Annotated in this window: 12 protein-coding genes and 1 pseudogene; 3 read left to right on the plus strand and 10 right to left on the minus strand. The window is 64.4% G+C overall.

What is annotated here, in order from left to right; translation table 11 throughout:
• Positions 1-139 precede the first annotated feature (139 nt).
• From HXO69_RS06675 to HXO69_RS06685, 3 genes are all read left to right on the plus strand, one after another.
• Entirely contained in the window at positions 140-1,195 is a 1,056-nt protein-coding gene (locus HXO69_RS06675) for a 3-oxoacyl-ACP synthase III (protein ID WP_296546086.1), read from the plus strand.
• A gap of 83 nt (positions 1,196-1,278) precedes the next feature.
• A complete protein-coding gene (locus HXO69_RS06680; RefSeq protein WP_296546088.1) occupies positions 1,279-4,278 on the plus strand; it encodes an alpha/beta fold hydrolase in 3,000 nt (999 codons plus the stop codon).
• Between the two features lie 33 nt (positions 4,279-4,311).
• On the plus strand, positions 4,312-5,553 hold the full coding sequence (locus HXO69_RS06685) for an NAD(P)-dependent oxidoreductase (RefSeq protein WP_296546102.1): 1,242 nt from the start codon (positions 4,312-4,314) through the stop codon (positions 5,551-5,553).
• A gap of 171 nt (positions 5,554-5,724) precedes the next feature.
• On the opposite strand, the gene mutM is transcribed toward HXO69_RS06685, so the two are convergent.
• The 10 genes and pseudogenes from mutM to HXO69_RS06735 all read right to left on the minus strand — a co-directional run.
• Positions 5,725-6,783, minus strand: a complete 1,059-nt coding sequence (mutM, locus tag HXO69_RS06690) for a bifunctional DNA-formamidopyrimidine glycosylase/DNA-(apurinic or apyrimidinic site) lyase (protein WP_296546090.1) — start codon at positions 6,781-6,783, stop codon at positions 5,725-5,727.
• 41 nt (positions 6,784-6,824) lie between these two features.
• A complete protein-coding gene (gene rnc, locus HXO69_RS06695) occupies positions 6,825-7,514 on the minus strand; it encodes a ribonuclease III (protein ID WP_294628331.1) in 690 nt (229 codons plus the stop codon).
• A gap of 16 nt (positions 7,515-7,530) precedes the next feature.
• On the minus strand, positions 7,531-7,734 hold the full coding sequence (gene rpmF, locus HXO69_RS06700) for a 50S ribosomal protein L32 (protein WP_005505656.1): 204 nt from the start codon (positions 7,732-7,734) through the stop codon (positions 7,531-7,533).
• A 30-nt stretch (positions 7,735-7,764) separates the two neighbouring features.
• Positions 7,765-8,373, minus strand: coding sequence for a DUF177 domain-containing protein (locus tag HXO69_RS06705; protein ID WP_365668594.1), 609 nt, complete (start codon positions 8,371-8,373; stop codon positions 7,765-7,767).
• A gap of 185 nt (positions 8,374-8,558) precedes the next feature.
• A complete protein-coding gene (coaD, locus tag HXO69_RS06710; RefSeq protein WP_296546094.1) occupies positions 8,559-9,035 on the minus strand; it encodes a pantetheine-phosphate adenylyltransferase in 477 nt (158 codons plus the stop codon).
• A 105-nt stretch (positions 9,036-9,140) separates the two neighbouring features.
• Entirely contained in the window at positions 9,141-9,794 is a 654-nt protein-coding gene (gene rsmD, locus HXO69_RS06715; protein WP_296546096.1) for a 16S rRNA (guanine(966)-N(2))-methyltransferase RsmD, read from the minus strand.
• 108 nt (positions 9,795-9,902) lie between these two features.
• On the minus strand, positions 9,903-13,469 hold the full coding sequence (locus HXO69_RS06720; RefSeq protein ID WP_296546097.1) for a helicase-related protein: 3,567 nt from the start codon (positions 13,467-13,469) through the stop codon (positions 9,903-9,905).
• On the minus strand, positions 13,466-14,806 hold the full coding sequence (locus HXO69_RS06725; RefSeq protein ID WP_296546099.1) for a Dak phosphatase: 1,341 nt from the start codon (positions 14,804-14,806) through the stop codon (positions 13,466-13,468). The genes HXO69_RS06720 and HXO69_RS06725 overlap by 4 nt, the downstream gene beginning before the upstream one ends.
• Before the next feature lie 277 nt (positions 14,807-15,083).
• Entirely contained in the window at positions 15,084-16,439 is a 1,356-nt protein-coding gene (locus HXO69_RS06730) for a thiamine-monophosphate kinase (protein ID WP_296546101.1), read from the minus strand.
• Between the two features lie 78 nt (positions 16,440-16,517).
• Positions 16,518-17,454: pseudogene (locus HXO69_RS06735) on the minus strand (hypothetical protein); the annotation flags it as partial.

Consider the following 17,454-nt stretch of genomic DNA (forward strand, 5'->3'; position numbering starts at 1 on the left):
ATATTGGGTCTATGGATACGGATTCATCCGACCGGTGCGGTAGATTGGAATGAGCATCACGAATTCTGCGGGGCCGCTATTCGCATCCCCGCGGTTTTTCTATGTATCCCACTGACTTCTATTTTCAAGGGCCACACCATTGTTGAATGCACCCGCCGATAAGGTCGGCACGAACTCTGACATTCGCCACGCTAATGCAGCTCTGCTGTCCATCACCCACGAGCTGCCTCCGGAGGTCGTCACGAGCGACTACTTCGATGAGCAGCTGGCCCAAACCTATAAGCGTCTGCGCATGCCGAAGGGCTTGCTGGAGCGTCTTGCCGGTATTAGCACTCGCCGCGGTTGGGCTGAGGGCCAGACCTTCGAGGACGGCGTGGTTGCCGCAGCTGAGAAGGCTATCGAGCAGGCGGGTATTGACCGCTCCCAGATTGGCCTGCTGATTAACGCCTCGGTGACGCGCGATAACTTTGAGCCCGCCGTGTCTGTTGGTGTGCACGACCGCCTGGACCTGCCGCGTCACGCCCTGAACTTCGATATTACGAACGCCTGCCTGGGCTTCGTGAACGCGATGACCGTCGCCTCCACCATGATTGATGCGGGCGCTATCGACTACGCCCTCATCGTCGCCGGTGAGGACCCCTCCCCGTGGCACCGTACCGCGGTGCGCATCCTGAACAACCCCGATTCGACCCGCGAGGATGTACTGGCTCAGTTCGCGACCCTGACTCTCGGTTCGGGTGCGGCGGCGGCCGTGATTGGTCGCGCTGACCGCCACCCGGAGGGCCACCGCATCGTCGGTTCGGTGTCCCGCGCGGGCACTGAGCACCGTAACCTGTGCATTGGTGGCGAGGCGGATCAGGGCATGAACACTGACGCCGAGGGTCTGCTCAAGCACGGCCTGGAGCTGGTGGCGCAGGCCTGGGAGCAGGCGCATCAGGACGGTTGGGAGTGGAACGACATGACCTCCTACGTGACCCACCAGATTTCTAATGCCCACACGAACGCCATTATTGAGGCGGTCGGTATTGAGCGCGAGCGTATCCCTATGACCTTCCCGAAGTGGGGCAATGTGGCTGCGGCGGCTCTGCCGATGACTCTCGCCGAGTGCGCGCCGACCTACAAGGAGGGCGACCGTATTCTGTGCATGGGGGTGGGTTCTGGTCTGAACACTGCCCTGCTTGAGATTCAGTGGTAACCCGTTAGCCAGCAACCTTTAGCCGGTAACCCGTTAGCTTTTGCGGTAGACATTCACCGATTCGATCCGGAAGGATTCCCAGCATGCGCCATTTGAACTTCCCTAAGGCTCAGCCCCCGTATAACCCGGAGGAATGGGCGGGCGTGAACCCGCGCTACTCCCACCTTCTGGAGGTGCCCACCTCCGCCCCCATTGAGCAGCGGGCGCAGCAGGCTGGCGCGCGCCGCTGGCACTACCTGGATAACCTTCCGGTGCTGGTCGAGCAGGGTTTGGAGCCGATTGGCACGATCCTGTGCGTGCACGGTAACCCGACCTGGTCGTACCTGTGGCGTACCGTGCTGGATGCGGGCGTGAATGAGCGCGCCCCGTGGCGTGTGGTTGCGGTTGATCAGATTGATATGGGTTATTCGGAGCGCACCCACCTGGATTTGGAGGGTGAGCGCCGCTCCCTGACCGACCGTATCGCTGACCTGGGTGATTTCACGAAGGCACTCGGTCTGGATGAGACCGATAAGCCGGTCGTGACCCTCGCCCATGACTGGGGTGGGCTGGTGTCCTTTGGTTGGGCGCTGGAACATCGTGAGATTCTTTCGGGCGTGATGCTGACGAACACCGCGGTCTACCATGACGGCATTGAGAATATCCCTGCCGCCCTGCGCCTGGCGTTGGGTGTGCACGAGTGGGGTACTCACGATTCGACCGCGTTTATTGATGTGACCTTGGGTTTGGCTCAGAACGAGGGCCGCCTGCCCGCGCCGGGTTCTGCCGGTGCCGGGGCGCTTGATGGTGCCCTGCCGCAGCCGGTGGGTCAGCAGCCTAAGCGCCTGTACCCGAGCCCTCTGAACGAGGCGATTTACCGCACCTACCGCGCGCCGTACGCTCATTCGGCATGGCGTGAGGGTGTGCGTAATTTTGTGGGCGATATTCCGACCGGCACCGATATTCCTTCCTATACGCCGATGCAGCGTATTGCCGAGCAGATCCGTGACCTGGACGTGCCCGCGTTCTTCCAGTGGGGCACGAAGGACCCGGTGTTCCAGCGCCGCTACCTGTTCGACCTGATGGAGCGCATGCCGCAGGCGAAGGTGCACCGCTACGAGAAGGCGTCGCACCTGGTCATTGAGGATTACGATATTGCCACCCCCATGATTTCGTGGCTTGCGCAGACCTTCGGCACGCTGGAGGACGGTGTGCTGGTTCCGGCGCGTAATGCGGAGGCGGAGCACCGTGCCGCCCGCGCGCGCCGCCACGGTCTGGTTGCAGGCGAGAGTGCCGCTGCTGAGGGCGCTGAGGGTACCGTTCCCGCGGCGTTCCGCCCCATGCTCGCCGCCCTCACCGAACGCGCCGATGATACCTCCGTAGCCGTGGTGGACATGGACCCCAAGGGTGACGGCACCACCGTGAGCATGACCCTGACCTGGGCTGAGCTGAACCAGCAGGTCAACGCCGCCGCGACCCGCTTGCATGCCCTGGGTGTGCGTCCGGGTGACCGCGTGAACCTGATGGTGCCTCCGGGTGCCCGCCTGACCACCCTGATTTACGCCTGCATGAAGCTGGGTGCGGTCATTGTGGTGGCTGATACCGGCCTGGGCTTGCCGGGTCTGACTCGCGCGCTGAAGGGCGCTAACCCGAGCTTCCTGGTGGGTATTCCCGCCGCTCTCAGTGCCGCCCGTACCCTGCTGTGGCCGGGTGTGCGTATTTCTGTGGAGCCGCTGGGTTCGGTGCAGGAGAAGCTGTTGGGCGTTGCCGGTTCGGTGTTTACCGCACCCGCCGCCGATGGCATTCCGGGTGCGCCGGTGCCCACCCCGACCGTGGTTGAGTTCCCCTCCCCCGTGCCGGATGCTGATGCGGCGGTGCTGTACACTTCCGGTTCGACCGGCCCGGCTAAGGGCGTGGTGTACACGCAGCGTCAGCTGGCGGGTATGCGCGATGCCATTGCGAATACGTACGGTTTTGCGCCCGGTAGCGGCCTGGTTGCCGGTTTTGCGCCCTTTGCACTGTTGGGTCCGGCGCTGGGTGCTACCAGCGTGACCCCGACGATGGATGTGACCCGCCCGAAGACCCTGACGGCCTCTGCCCTGGCCTCGGCCGCGGCGGCCATCGATGCTTCGGTCGTGTTCGCCTCCCCCGCCGCCCTGGTGAACGTGGTGGCGACCGCCGGCGAGCTGAGCGGCGAGCAACGCGCGGCCCTGGCGAAGGTTCAGACGGTGCTCAGCGCGGGCGCCCCGATTCCCGTGCCCCTGCTGGAGGAGCTGTCGGCCCTGGTGCCGAACGCCTCCCTGCACACCCCCTACGGCATGACCGAGGGTCTGCCGGTGACTGACGTTTCCTTCGAGATGATTCGCCAGGCGATCGCTGAGGGCACCCCGAACGTCGCCGGTGAGGTGCTCGACCCGTTCGCCCGCGACGGCGTGTGCGTTGGTTTCGCGGTGTACGGTGCGGCGGTGGCTATTGCGCCGTTGCTGCAGGATGGTTCGGTGGCGGATGAGCTGACCCATGAGCCGGGTGTAACCGGTGAGATTCTGGTGTCGGCGCCGCACGTGAAGGACCGTTACGACACCCTGTGGGTCACCGAGGAGCAGTCCATTAGCACCCCGGGCTGGCATCACACCGGTGACGTCGGTCACCTGGACGCTTCGGGTCGCCTGTGGGTTGAGGGTCGCCTCGCCCACGTGCTGCTGACCTCCCAGGGCGTGCTGACCCCGGTAGCCGCCGAGCAGTCCGCCGAGTCGCTGCCCGAGGTGCGCCGCGCCGCCCTGGTCGCTGTGGGCCCTGCCGGTACCGCCGCCCCGGTGCTGGTCATCGAGGCTTCCGCGAACACCGCCGCCCTGGAGGCGCGCCAGTCCGCATCCGCGCTCAAGCGTGCCCTGCTCGACCGCGTGCCCGGCCGCTTCCCCGTTGCGGAGGGTGTGGCTCCCTTCGAGCTGTCGCAACTGGTGCGTCAGAAGGTTGCCGAGGATACCGGCGTGGAGCTTGCTGCGGTGCTGGTGGTGCACGAGCATCCGACCGATATTCGCCACAATTCGAAGATTGACCGCCCCGCCCTGGGTGAGTGGGCGTCGAAGGTCCTTGCGGGGGCGTAAGCGCCTGCCCGGCCTCTAAGTCTAAGGAGTATGATGTCCCCTCATTCTTCGCGTGAGTCCTCTTCCCACGAGTCCGCATCTAACCTGTCTGCACCCCGCCTGTCGACTGCGCATGCGGTGACCTCCCCGACGGCTCGGTTCCGCAAGCCTGCACAGCCGCTGGCGGCGCGCTACACCGACCCCGCCCCGCGTTCGCTGCGCCCGATTGAGGAGCCCGATTTTGCGCCGCGTATTGGCGAGCGCATCCTCTTTACCGGTGCGAGCGGTCTGCTGGGTCGTGAGAGTGTGCTGGCGTTGCTGCGTGCGGGCTATGATGTGCGCGTTTTTCAGCGTGGTGATTCGGGTATTGCGGCGCTTCTGCCGGATTCGGTGCGCCCGCGTTTTGAGCAGGTGCGCGGCGATATTACGAACGCGCAGGCTGTTGATTTGGCAATGACCGGCGTGAACGGCGTGGTGCATGCCGCGGCGAAGGTTTCGGTCAGCGGCGAGTGGGCTGATTATGAGCGCATCAACATTGAGGGCACCCGCACCCTGCTGCAGGCGGCGCTGAACCATTCGGTGGGTTCGTTCCTGTACATCTCCTCGCCGTCGGTGGCTCATGCCGGCGCGGCGATTGTGGGTGACGGTGCCGGCGTGGCGTCCCCGGAGCATGCGCGCGGTAACTATGCGCGTTCAAAGGCCGCCGCTGAGCTCCTTGCCCTGGAGGCGAACGGCACTCCCCTGCCCGGCGGCGGGGTTTTGCGTGTGGGTGCGTTGCGCCCTCACCTGATGTGGGGTCCTGGCGATACCCAGCTGGTCGAGCGTATTCTGGAGCGTTCCGCTGCGGGTCGTCTGCCGCTGCTTTCTGGCGGTACGGGCCTGATTGACACGCTCTACATTGATAACGCCGCCGACGCCGTGGTGCGCGGATATCAGCGCCTCGACGCTTTTGCGGGTCGGGCGCTGGTGGTGACGAACGGTCAGCCGCGCACTATCGCCGAGCTGCTCGGCGGTTTCTGCGAGGCGGTCGGCGTTCCCGCCCCGCGTTTCTCGGTTCCGGCGAAGGTTGCGGCTCTGGCGGGTAAGGTCATTGAGCGCGTGTGGGAACGTCTGCCGAAGAACGTCACCGCCGGTGACGAGCCACCCATGACGGAGTTCCTTGCCGAGCAGCTGTCGACCGCGCACTGGTTCGATCAGCGCCGCACCCGCGAGCTGTTGCAGTGGGAGCCCTCCGTGTCGATTGAGGAAGGCTACGAGCGCCTGGGCCTGTTCTACGGGGACAGGTACAAGCGATAGGTACAGCCGCTAGCTGCTTCTTTTCGGGTTGGCTCCCCAGCCCTTTCCCAACCCAGTTTTAAACAAATGACGGCGTAGCTACATCCCCCGTACGAGAGGAACGTAGCTACGCCGTCATTTGCGTATCTAGCGTGATGCTTTATGGAGCCTTTATCTAGCGTGCGCTTTTATCTACCGAGTACGCGGCGCCCGCTGGCAGTGCGGGCAGCGGTAGGAGGAGCGGTTCTGGAACGGTTCGCGCACGATCAGGGAGGTGCGACCCGCCTCCGCGCACCGGTGGCAGGGCTCCCCGGCACGCCCGTAAGCGTTCAGCGAGCGCTCAAAGTAGCCCGATTCGCCCAGCACGTTCACGTACAGGGCGTCGAAGCTCGTGCCGCCAGCCGCCAGGGACTCGCGCAGCACGTCCGTGACCGCCTCCAGCAGGTCGCGGGTCTGCGCGGCGCTCAGGGTGCGTGCGGGCTTCGCGTAGTGCAGCCGCGCACGCCATAGCGCCTCGTCAGCGTAAATATTACCCACGCCGGAGATTACCGATTGATCCAGCAACACCTTCTTAATGCCGCTGGAGGTGCGCAGAAACTTGCGGCGCACCGCCGCGGGGTCGAAGAATTCGTCCAGCGGGTCGCGGGCAATGTGTTTGACCGCTTCCGGTACTAGAAAACGCTCGGGTACTTCACCCGGCGCTACTTCATTCCTTGCAACCGCCGCGGGTACGTCCGGCACGAGCGGGCTGAGGAACATGCCGCCGAAGATGCGCTGGTCTACGAAGAGCAACCGCTGCCCAGCGCTCGCCTCGCCGCCGGTAGTTCCCGTGTCACCGGCAGCTCCAGCGGTGCCGGAAGCTCCCGCCGGTCCTAGTTCCAGCGCCACGCGCAGGTGCCGCGGCTGCTCGTCAAAGGCCGCGCGAGCCTCCGCCTCGCTGGCAGAATCGCTCTCCGAAGCTTCACGCGGCTCATCGCGCACGAGCAGCTGACCGCTCATGCCCAGATGCACCACGAGCGCCTCATCGGCAAGCGTGCCGTCCGGCTCGCTCAGGGTCAGCCACAGGTACTTGCCGCGGCGGTAGGCACCGCGCAACGCCCTGCCGGTGAGTGCCGCCTCGAAGTCGACGGGGCCGGGCAGGTGCCTGCGCAGTGAACGGGCATCGACCACGCGCACCGCCCGCACGGGGCGGCCCAGCGAATGGTCGGCAATACCCGCACGAACGGTTTCCACCTCGGGCAGTTCGGGCACGGGCTCTCTCCCTTCAACGATTTGTGGGTGACGCGGCGGACCTAGACCAGAACGCGGTACGCCTGCTCAGCGGCAAGGCGCTCCGCCTCCTTCTTGCTCGGACCCACACCGGTGCCGGTCTGCTGGTTCGCCACAATAGCGACCGCAGTGTACACGCGCGCGTGATCGGGGCCCTCGCCGGTGACCTCGTAGCGCACGTCTCCCCAACCGCGGGCGGTGGCGAGGTTCAGCAGCTCGGTCTTCCAGTCGCGTCCAGAGTTCAGGACCTTCTCATCATCGAGCAGCGGCGCAATCAGGCGCAGCACCAGGTCACGAGCCGCCTCGCGACCGCACTCCAGGTAGGTCAGGCCGAAAATCGCCTCCATGGTGTCGGCAAGGATCGAGTCCTTATCAGCACCGCCGGTGTGGATTTCGCCCTTACCGAGTAGGATGTACTTGCCCAGGTCCAGGTCGCGTGCCACCTTCGCCAACGCCACCGTAGACACCACCACGTGGTGCAACTTCACGAGCTCACCCTCGGGCAGCTCGGGGTAGCGTCGGTACACTTCTTCAGCGATCGCCAGGGACAGCACCGAATCGCCCAGGAACTCCAGGCGCTCGTTATGCTCCACCCCGGGGTTCTCGAAGGCGTAGGAGCGGTGGGTTAGGGATAGCAAAAACGTCTCGGCGTCGATATCGACCCCGAGACGTTTACGCAACTCCCTAGTATCAACACTAGGAAATTCAGTCATAAGGATTCACCGCTTCTTAGGCGTCTGCAACCTTACGGCCCTTGTACTCCAGGAACAGGGCGTTGCCTGCAGCGTCGGTTACAACCTTTGCCTGGTGGGGCAGGCTGTAGGTCACGCGACCGTTCTCAACGGTCTTAACCAGCTGGGGCACGGATGCCTTCCACTGGGAACGGCGTGCGCGGGTGTTAGCGCGGGACATCTTGCGCTTGGGAACAGCCACAGCTATCTCACAATCTCTAGTAACAACAATTTAGTTTTCGGTATCTGCGCCGAGCAGGCCCTGCAGGGCCGACCAGCGCGGATCCAACACCTCGTGATGATGCCCGGGGTCATCCTCCAGGCGCGCACCGCAATCGGCGCACAGACCCTGGCAGGTGTCCCTACAAACAGGCTGGAACGGCAGTTGAAGGATTACTGCGTCCCGCAGAGCCGGTTCAAGGTCGATGGAATCATCCTCAACGGCGTACTGCTCATCTACTTCATCTTCGGGGCCGCCAGTCGGAGCCTTCTCAAAGACGAAAAGCTCTTGAATATTGGCCGACATCTCGTAATCAATCGGATCCAAGCAGAGGCTACACTCGCCGTGTACATCCACAACGACGGAGCCGGTAACTAGGATACCATCAACAACAGACTCCATACGAATATCGAGGTCAATATCCGAACCCTCTTCCACGCCGATAAGCGTGTTACCCAGGTCTGCCGGTGCGGGCAGAACCTCAGTGAGAGTTTCCATGGTGCCGGGGCGGTGAATCAGGTTAGTGACCGATACCACCAGCGGCGATGCGTCTGCACGTGAAATGGCGTTTCTCCTTACGAAATGTATAAACCAAAGTCCCATTTTAGGGGTCATTCGCACCGTTAATCAAGATTAAGCGCCTTTTAAATCTCTTTAAGTGGCGCTCACCTCTTAAATATCCCCTTAAGGAGGCGCCGCACAGCACTTAACAGCCGGTCGGGAGGCTGCAGAGGCGGTTAAGTGCCCGGTCGGTGGTGCGGGGGCCCTGCCGGTGGGCGTGTCGGGTAGGTGCGAAGCCGGGGTGACTAGACGTTTTTCAGGGCGCGGGCGACCGCCTCCGGCACGAAGGGAGTCACGTCACCACCCAGCGACGCCACCTCACGAATAATCGTGGACGACACCGCACCGTAGCGGTCCTCACCCGCCAAGAACACCGTCTCAACCTGCGCCAGGTGGCGGTTCATGCTCGCCATCGGAGCCTCATAGCTGTAGTCCGTCGCCGAACGCAGACCCTTCACCAGCACCTTCGCGCCACGCTCCGCCGCGTACTCGGCAAGCAGCACGCCCGGCGGAATCGGCTCCACGCTCACGCCCTCAATACCGAGCTCCTGCAGAGACTCACGCACCAGCTGCACGCGCTCCTCCAGGGAGAAGCGGTACTTCTTGGAGCTATTGTGCGCCACGCCCACAATCACCTCATCAAAGAGCTGAGCGGCGCGGGCAATGATTTCAAGGTGGCCGTGGTGTACGGGGTCAAAAGATCCGGGGCAGAGGGCAATCATGGCGGTCCCTTCACGAATAAATATCAGACGTTGGAATGAGTAGATGCGGGCGAATTTAGGATGCGGGTGAGCGCAGGCTGAGGGCGGAAAGGTCGGGCGGCGAGCTTAGGCGGCGAGCTCTTCAGCGTCCTCGCCGGATTCGTTGCCGGACTCGTCGCCCGCCTGCTCCTCCACCTCGTCAGGCTCCACATAGTAGAGAACCGTCTCGCCGTGCTGACGGGTCGAAAAACAATACAGGCCCTCGCCCCACACCGGCTCGGGGTCGCGCGAAGAACGCTCCACCACGACCACGGCACCCTCGGTGAGCTTGGGGGTGAGCGCCTCCAGCAGCTCGCTGACCTGCTCGTTCGGCATGGCGTAGGGCGGGTCAACAAACACCAGATCCCACGGCCCGGAGGCGGACTTCACGTAGGTCAGCGCCTGAGACTGCTGCACGCGCGCCGCAGAACCGGTAGCACCAGAAGAACCGGTGCGGCCCATCGCCTTCTCCACCGCGGCAACGTTCTTGCGAATCACCGCAACAGCCTTCGGGTACGTATCCAGCAGAGTCACGGAGGCGGCACCGCGTGAGAGTGCCTCGCAGCCCAGCGCACCCGAGCCACCAAAGGCGTCCAGCACGCGGGCGCCACGAATAATGTCGTAGCTCTCCAGCTTGGAGAAGAGGGATTCCTTCACCCGGTCGGTGGTGGGGCGAGTATTATCCCCCGGAACCGAGGCAAGGCGAACGCCTCCGGCAGCACCGGAAATAATACGGCTCATAGGTCTCTCCTCTTGACTAGTGCGGTGTGTTGACGTCACGATTTCAGCGAGTGGTAGGCAAGGCAGATTGGTGGGCGGAGCGGGCAGGGCGTTCTCCCCGTTGGGCGCTTATCCCCTGCCGAGGAACGCCTCACGGTCAGCGTCCAGGGCACGGTCAATCGTACGCGCCAAAGACGGGTGCTTAGCCAGCGTCGGATCCTTCTCCACCACCGAGCGGGCATCCTCGCGGGCACGCTCAATAATGTCAGCATCGGCGAGCGCCCGCAAGAACCGCAGGGTGCTCTTCGAGCCCGATTGTGCAGCACCCAGAATATCACCCTCGCGGCGCTGAGCCAGGTCGATGCGGGAAAGCTCAAAGCCGTCCGTGGTGGAGGCGACCGCATCCAGTCGCTCGCGGGACACGCCGCCCTCCTCCTGGCGGGTAACCAGCAGGCAGGTGCCCGCGTAGCCGCCGCGACCCACACGACCGCGCAGCTGGTGCAGGCCCGAGATGCCGAAACGGTCGGCATCCATGATGATCATGAGCGTGGCGTTCGGGACGTTCACGCCCACCTCAATGACGGTGGTGCTGATGAGCAGGTCAATCTCTCCGCGCTCGAAAGCGGTCATGACGGCGGTCTTCTCCGCCGGGTCCATGCGGCCGTGCAGGGTGCCGATACGCACGCCGACGAGGGCGTCCTCAGCGCTCAGGTAGGAGTACATTGAGGCGACCGAGGTCAGCTGAACCTTGCCGTCGCTACTGGCGCTACCGCCCTGACCGAAATAGCCCTGGGCTGAGTTGCCCGCGCCAGTTCCAGCACCGTTCAGGCTGGATGCGCCAAAGAACGCGGCGCCCTCCTCCAAGCTGTCGCCATCCTCCCCGATTTTGGGTACAACAACATACACCTGGTGGCCCGCGTCAATTTCTTCTCGGGCGCGCCGCCACAGGCGGGACGCCCAGGCAGGCTTCTCGGCGAGGGGCACCACGTGGGTTGAGATTTTCTGTCGACCGGCTGGCAGGGTATCCAGCACGGACACGTCCAGGTCACCGAACACGGTCATGGCGACGGTACGCGGAATGGGTGTTGCGGTCATGACCAGGCGGTGCGGCAGGGCGCCGTCGGTGCCGCGCAGGCCGTCGCGCTGCTCCACGCCGAAGCGGTGCTGCTCATCCACGACGACCAGACCCAAATCGTGGAAGCTCACCTCGTCAGAGAGCAGGGCGTGGGTGCCAATCACAATCTGAGCGGTTCCATCGGCAAGCTCCTGCAGTACCTTGCGCTTAGCGCGGGTGCCCATGGAGGCAGTCAGCAGGCGCACGCGCACACGCTCGGGGTCTTCCCCGCTCCCCGCGGGAGTTCCCTCGGCGGAGCCGTCAGTATCTTCGGGCGCCGCCATATCCCCCAGGATGTCCAGCACCGAACGCAAATGCTGCTCGGCAAGCACCTCGGTCGGGGCGAGCATCGCGGACTGGCCGCCCGCATCGGCAACCTGCAGCATGGCGCGCAGAGCCACCACGGTCTTACCGGAACCCACGTCGCCCTGCAGCAGGCGGTTCATGGGCGATTCGCTCGACAGGTCGGCGGCAATCTCAGCGCCCACCTTCTGCTGCCCCTCGGTCAGCTCGTAGGGCAGAACTTCCAGCAACTGATCGGCGAGGCCGCCCTCCACGGCGGGGCGCGGCTGAGTCAGGTGCGCGGCACGCACCGAGTGCAGGCGAGCGAGCGCACTCTGCAACACGAACGCCTCGCGGTAACGCATCTGCGCCTGCGCGGCACGCCAGGTGTCCTCCGAGTCGGGGGTGTGCAGGGCGCGGTACGTCCACTCCAGCGACGGTACCTTGCGGGCGCGACGAATCGTGTACGGCACCGGGTCTTCAAGCTCTTTGAGCGGCACCTTTTCGAGTAGTTGCGCCATGTAGCCGCTGATGCGGTCGGTGGGCAGCTTCACGGGGGCGCGGTAGACGGGCACGGGGGCGGTGGCGGCGTCGGTGACGTCCGCGCCGGAGGCATCCTTCGAAAGCAGGGCGTAGTGCGGGTTGGTGAGGGTGTATTCGCCGCGGTAGATGCCGACCCTGCCGGAGAAAATCATGGTTTCGCCCTCGTGGATTTCGCGGGCGGCGGTCCAGGCGTTGAAGAAGGAAAGCTTCATCTGCGAGCCAATAAGCGCACCGGGGTTCGTCATGCTGGGCGCGGGCACGCCAAAGAGGCCTCCCTGCGCGAAACTATCCTGCGCAAAACTGTCCTGCGCGAACGAATCTTGGCCGTAGCTATCTGCGTAGCCGCTGTAGGAGGCGGGCTGTGCTCCCCTGCCCTGTGCCGGGTTCTGGGCCGCGGGGTTCTGAGCTACGGGAATCTGGGCAACTGGGTTCTGCGTGGAGTTAGCGAGCGTGTTAATGCGCGGGTTGTGCATCCCGGTTGCCTGCCAGCTCTGCGCGGGCACGCCGGATACTCTGGATGCACCGGATACGCCGGGGCGGTTAGCGCGCCCTGGCACCACGGACACAGGACCGCCAGCCCCGAGGCCAACGGCGCCAAAACCGGCAGCCCCAAAACCTGCGGGTGCGTCCTGCCCGGTGGCATCGGAGAGCCGGTCGGTGATGGTCACTTCCGTGATTTTGCCGCGCCGCGCCGCCATGGTTCGGGTGCTCACGTGCACCACGCGGGCAATGATGGTGACGTCCTGACCCTCAACTAGTTCGGCGAAGGAGCTGAGCTCACCGCGCGGCAGGTATTTGCGCGGGAAGTATTCGAGCATCTCCCCGACGGTGTGCAGGTCCAGGTGCGTAGCGATTGCCTTGGCGCTGGGCGCGGGCAGGTACTTTTTGAGCGGCGCATTTTCGATGCGATCTTCGGAGGCGTAGCGCGCCAGGGCACGACTCTTAGCCTCCGCGGCGGCTGATGCGGGTTTATCAGCCGCGACTTTCTCAGCGGTTGCCTTCTTCGCGGAAGCTTTCTGGGCGGGCGCTTTCTTTGCGGGAGTTACCTTCTTCGCTACGACCTTTTTAGGTGCAGTCTTTTTGGGTGCGGGCTTTTCAGCTTCTGCATGAGGCGCGCTCTTCTGCTCGCCCCCTTCGCTTGTCTTCGTTACCTTCTGTAGGCGCGCCGAAGTAGCCCGCACGGGAGTCTCATTCTCCTGCGGGCTCGGTTCGTTCTGAACTAGTTCTTTCTGGGCAGGTGCTTTCCGGGCAGGTTCCCCCGGCAGATGTGCTTCCGGCTGAGTAGCCTGCCGTGCCGCCAACGCAATATCGACCAGCTCGTAGAGAGCGTCGTCGGTCATGGTGTGCGCGGCGGGACCCAGCGAATGTTTGAGCGTCTTGAGCGCCTTACGGTAGGGTGCGCTGGCGCGCTGTGCCGCGCGTTCGCTCAGCTCGGCGCGGCTCGCCTTGCCCCGGGCGTAGGCGGCAAGATCGCGCACGGTCAGCTCGGCGGTGGTGCGGAGCTGTTCATCGCTCAGTAGCGGCGCATCCTTTTTCCGTTGCCGAGCTCGGGTCGCGGAATCAGCACGGGTCGCAGAACCGGCACGGGCAGGCTCCACAACCGTTGAATCTACGGACTCAGAATCTACGGGCTCACTCTGCGCTGCCTCAGCTTTCGCGGGCTTATTTGTCGGCTTAGTTTTGACCGGAGCAGGCTCAGGAAGACCCAAGTCCAGGGCTTCCTGCTGCGGGTTTACGGAACGTCGGGCGGGGCTCATGCTCCGCCCTCCGCACCGCACGAGTGGTCGGCGTGACGACCATCCGCCAGGGAGGAAATACGCTCATCCGACCACTGACCGTAGCCCATAATCAGCTCGCGGGCGGGGTCGATGTCGGGCACGTGCACGTGCAGCGCCCAGAGTCCGGCCGCCATGTCCAGGGGCGTAATGAGCAGGCTGTCGCCCATGGCTTCAAGTTCGGGGCGCAGCTGCGCCAGGGCGAGGGGCTCGCAGGTCAGCGTACCCATGAGCTCCCAGCCGCTCTGCTCCGCGTGTTCTGCGTGCTCGGCAGGTTCAGCGCCCGCCTGTTCAGAACCCACTCGTGCCGCAGAACCGGCTACAGAAGTCACACCGGCAGAGGGGGCACGCAGCATGGACTCCACCTGCGCCTCGTTCAGTGTCGCCCCCTCCCAGCGCGGGTTGGAGTGCACCACGGCAAGGTAGAAGCCGAGCGCGCCGGCATCCACGAAACCGGCAAGCTCGGGTGAGGGCGGGAACTGTGCGGTACGTTCCAGAGCGGCACGCATCAGCGCACGTCGACGCTCTTTCAGCACCTCGTCAGTAGCTTCTGCGTCCTGCGATGCATCATAGTGTGCATCCAGGCGGGCGAGTTCCACCATGACCGACAGCATCGTGGAGGGCACCATCTGCTCCCCCACGCTGGCACGAATACGCTCAGCCGCGAACGCCATCGCGCGCGCCTCCGCGTGGGCGTACTCCAGTTTCACTTCGCGGTGCTTCGGCAGGGAACCGCCAGCCAGCACACGCTCGTAGTCTGCTTCCAGGGCGCGCACGAGCGGCAGCTCATCGGCTGCGTCGCCGAGCTCCCGAGCGAGGTTTCCGGGCAGGAACCAGTAGCTACGCACCGCCTCCAGCGCCCAGGCGCAGAGCAGAGTACCGGAGTTGCCGCGCGCCACGCGGGATGCGCGCATAATCGCGTGCTCGTAGATTCCGCCCAGCTGAATCCACAGGTGGGCAAGGGTTCCCTCTTCGGAGGCGCCCGCCGCCTCGGGCACGCACGCGCCCTCCCCGCCGGGAATTTCGCCGGCGGGGAGAACCTCGCCGGGCAGATTCTCGCTGGGAAGAACCTCTCTGGGCAGAACCTGTTCCATACCCCGCTCAAACTCTTCGGTCAGGGTCAGCAGGGTGTGGGCGATATTGGAGCCGGTGTCCTTATCGGGCACGGGGAACCCGTTGAGTTCGTTGAGCGCCTCGCGGTAGCGTTCGATGGTGGTGCGGGCGGCGGTGGACCACGCTACGCCGAAGCGGTAGGCGCGCACGCAGGCGCGGCGGTAAATCTCGCGTTCTTCGGTGCGCTGGTTCTGTTCTGCGTTCACGCTACCCTCCCTATCAGTTTCGTCAGTTTCGCGTGGTTCTCGGCTAGTTCCCGATTGATTTCCCGGTTAGTGCTCGGCTGAGTTCTCAGTGCCCGCGGCACGGGCGGGATCCAGCCTATTTCGTACTTCTATTCTAGGTAATTTCGGTTAAATGTACGGTATTGCCCGTCGTCTATCCCGCGGGCTGAAAGCCCGGAGGATGAAAGCACGGACTAAACGTATAAACCGCACGCGCCTCGCGGCACTCGGCAACATTCGGCAACACTCGGCGGAGCTCCTACGCGGAAGCCCCGTAGTGTTCCCAGCCCATGCCGTCCAGGGAGCGGCCGTCCATGACCACCGCCGCGCCGGTCACCGCATTGTGGCGGCGCTCGGCACCGTAGAGTTCGGCGCTCAGACCGCGCTCCGGGGCATCCGCAACGCAGGTGCCCAGGGGCACGAACTCTTCGGGTACCTCACCGGGGAAGGTCGCCAGCAGGCCGTGGTCTTCCCCGCCGACCAGCACGAAGGTGCGCGCCAGGGATGCGGGGCTCTCCCCCGCCTCGTTGCGCTCACCAATCGCCAGCAGCAGGCGCGCCAACGGTAGTAGCGGCTCGGCGAACGCATCCACGGCGGCACGGTCGAGGCGCATCTGCACCCCGGAGGCGGCGGCAACTCGTCCGGCGTCCTTCACGAGCCCGTCGGAAAGATCCAGCATGGAGCTTGCTCGATGCTTGCGCGCCACTTCACCAGCGGGGATGGGGCTGACCGGGTGGTGCTGCGATGCGACGGCGCGCTCGCAGACCGCAATCATGTGCGCGGCATCTTCGGGGGTGAGGGTGCGGGCAAGCTCGATGAGCCCCTCGGGGAGAGCAACAGCCGATCCCTCGCCCTGCTTTTCAGTCTGTTTCTGAGCCCACGCCTGTCCTACCGCCCCCAGCGCCGCTTCGACTTCCTGGCCTGCGGCAATAGCACGCAGCAGTGCCGTGGCGGGCAGGGAGAGCGGGTTGAGTAGCAGGCGCAGACCGGCATCGGACCAGGCGGTACGCCCCGCCAGGGCGATAGTGTCGCCGGGGCGCGCGCCGGAGCGTAGCACGGCGCGATCCGTGTAGCCGAGGGCGGTGACGGTCACCGACATTTCGGTGGAGTCGCCAATATCGCCGCCGCCAATCACGCATTCGGTGGCTCCGCAGGCGTTGATTCCGTCCACAATGCCGTGGGCGAAGCCGTCAATCCAGCCGTAAGGCGTGCTACCGGGCAGGCTCAAGGAGATGAAGAGGCTCACCGGGCGCGCACCCATGGCGGCAACGTCGGCAAGGTTCTGGGTCGCGGCTTTGCGCCCCACATCGTAGCCGCTACTGCAGGCGGGTTCCAGAATGAGCTCACCGTCTTCACCCGCCCGTGCGATACCGCCGGGCCACAGGTTCATGAAGTCCTGGTCTTCAACGAGAGTGTCGGTGGTGACCACGGTACGCTGACCGGGCGCGGGCTCGGCGAGGACGGCACAGTCGTCACCGGGACCCACCTCGAGGGGTTCGATGCGCCCCGCCTGGCGTGCTGCAGCGGCAACCTTCTCGTTATGGGCGTTGATAATCGGCATGAAAGCGCGCAGAACGCGGGACTCGCCCAGCTGCGAGAGAGGAGTCTCTCGCATGGGGTTGTCCCGCGTTTCGCTAAAAGTCTGAGGATTCACATCCTCTATTATCGCGTATTCTTACGCGTTATGTTCGCCTTATGCTCCGCGGCTGAAGTAGCGGATTGCAAGAGCAATCAGCACCAGACCGATGAGTGAGAAGAGGATCAGCGGTGCAATGCCGGAAAGTCCGGAATCGTCCGCGTCCGCATTCTTCACAGCCTGCTCCTGGGCGGCGTTCGCGCCATCAGCCTTTGCCACGCTCTTTGCAGAGCGGCTGGCGCTAGCCGAGGTGGAGGAGGAGCTAGGCGACTTCGAAGCCGATACCGAGCTTGAGGAGCTCGAGGGGCTTGCCTCGTGGGAGTGGTCCTCGTCGGTCTTATTGCGCGAGAGGTATCCAGCAACCCAGTCAGCCGCACCCGGAATGGAGTCATTCGAGCCGTTATTAGCTGCGATTCGTCCGAGGGTGGTGCCGCCAGAACGCAACGGATCGTCATCCTCGCCATCAAGCCTGTCGCTCGGTGCCTTGCTCGGTGAAGAGCTCGAAGATCCCGAAGAGGAACTTGAGGATTCAGAGGAGTTGCCCGGTCGCGGAAGCTCAATGGAGATGATGACATCTTCCCCAGAGACTTCCTGACGGTTTCCAGGGACGGTCACCGGGTTGTTCGCCGGAGGAATCGGAGCAACAGGTTCGGTCTCAATCGGGGTAACCGACTTGGAGTCCGAGCTGCCCTTGTTATCCTCTACCGGAGCTACGGGAGCTACCGGAATCACGGGGATGACCGCGTCCTTGGTCGGCTCGTTAGTCGGATCCTGAACCGGGGCCGGAACGACCGGAACCTGAGAGGGCTCCTGGGTCGGTTCGGGAGTTACATCCTTCGTCGGCTCGGGAACCGGGACGGGATCCTGGGTCGGCTCCGGGTTCGGTTCCGGAGCGGGGTCCTGGGTCGGCTCCGGAGTCGGTTCGGGAGTTACATCCTTCGTCGGCTCGGGAGTAGGTTCAGGAGTGGGCTCCGGATTCGGTTCCGGGGTGGGA

Origin of the sequence: Rothia sp. (in: high G+C Gram-positive bacteria) (assembly GCF_015265375.1) — a bacterium.
Lineage (GTDB): Bacteria > Actinomycetota > Actinomycetes > Actinomycetales > Micrococcaceae > Rothia.

Coding starts and splice junctions, on each gene's coding strand:
- HXO69_RS06680 (WP_296546088.1), top strand. CDS start 1,279: ATGCGCCATTTGAACTTCCCTAAGGCTCAGCCCCCGTATAACCCGGAG.
- HXO69_RS06685 (WP_296546102.1), top strand. CDS start 4,312: ATGTCCCCTCATTCTTCGCGTGAGTCCTCTTCCCACGAGTCCGCATCT.
- rnc (WP_294628331.1), bottom strand. CDS start 7,514: ATGACTGAATTTCCTAGTGTTGATACTAGGGAGTTGCGTAAACGTCTC.
- coaD (WP_296546094.1), bottom strand. CDS start 9,035: ATGATTGCCCTCTGCCCCGGATCTTTTGACCCCGTACACCACGGCCAC.
- rsmD (WP_296546096.1), bottom strand. CDS start 9,794: ATGAGCCGTATTATTTCCGGTGCTGCCGGAGGCGTTCGCCTTGCCTCG.
- HXO69_RS06720 (WP_296546097.1), bottom strand. CDS start 13,469: ATGAGCCCCGCCCGACGTTCCGTAAACCCGCAGCAGGAAGCCCTGGAC.
- HXO69_RS06730 (WP_296546101.1), bottom strand. CDS start 16,439: ATGCGAGAGACTCCTCTCTCGCAGCTGGGCGAGTCCCGCGTTCTGCGC.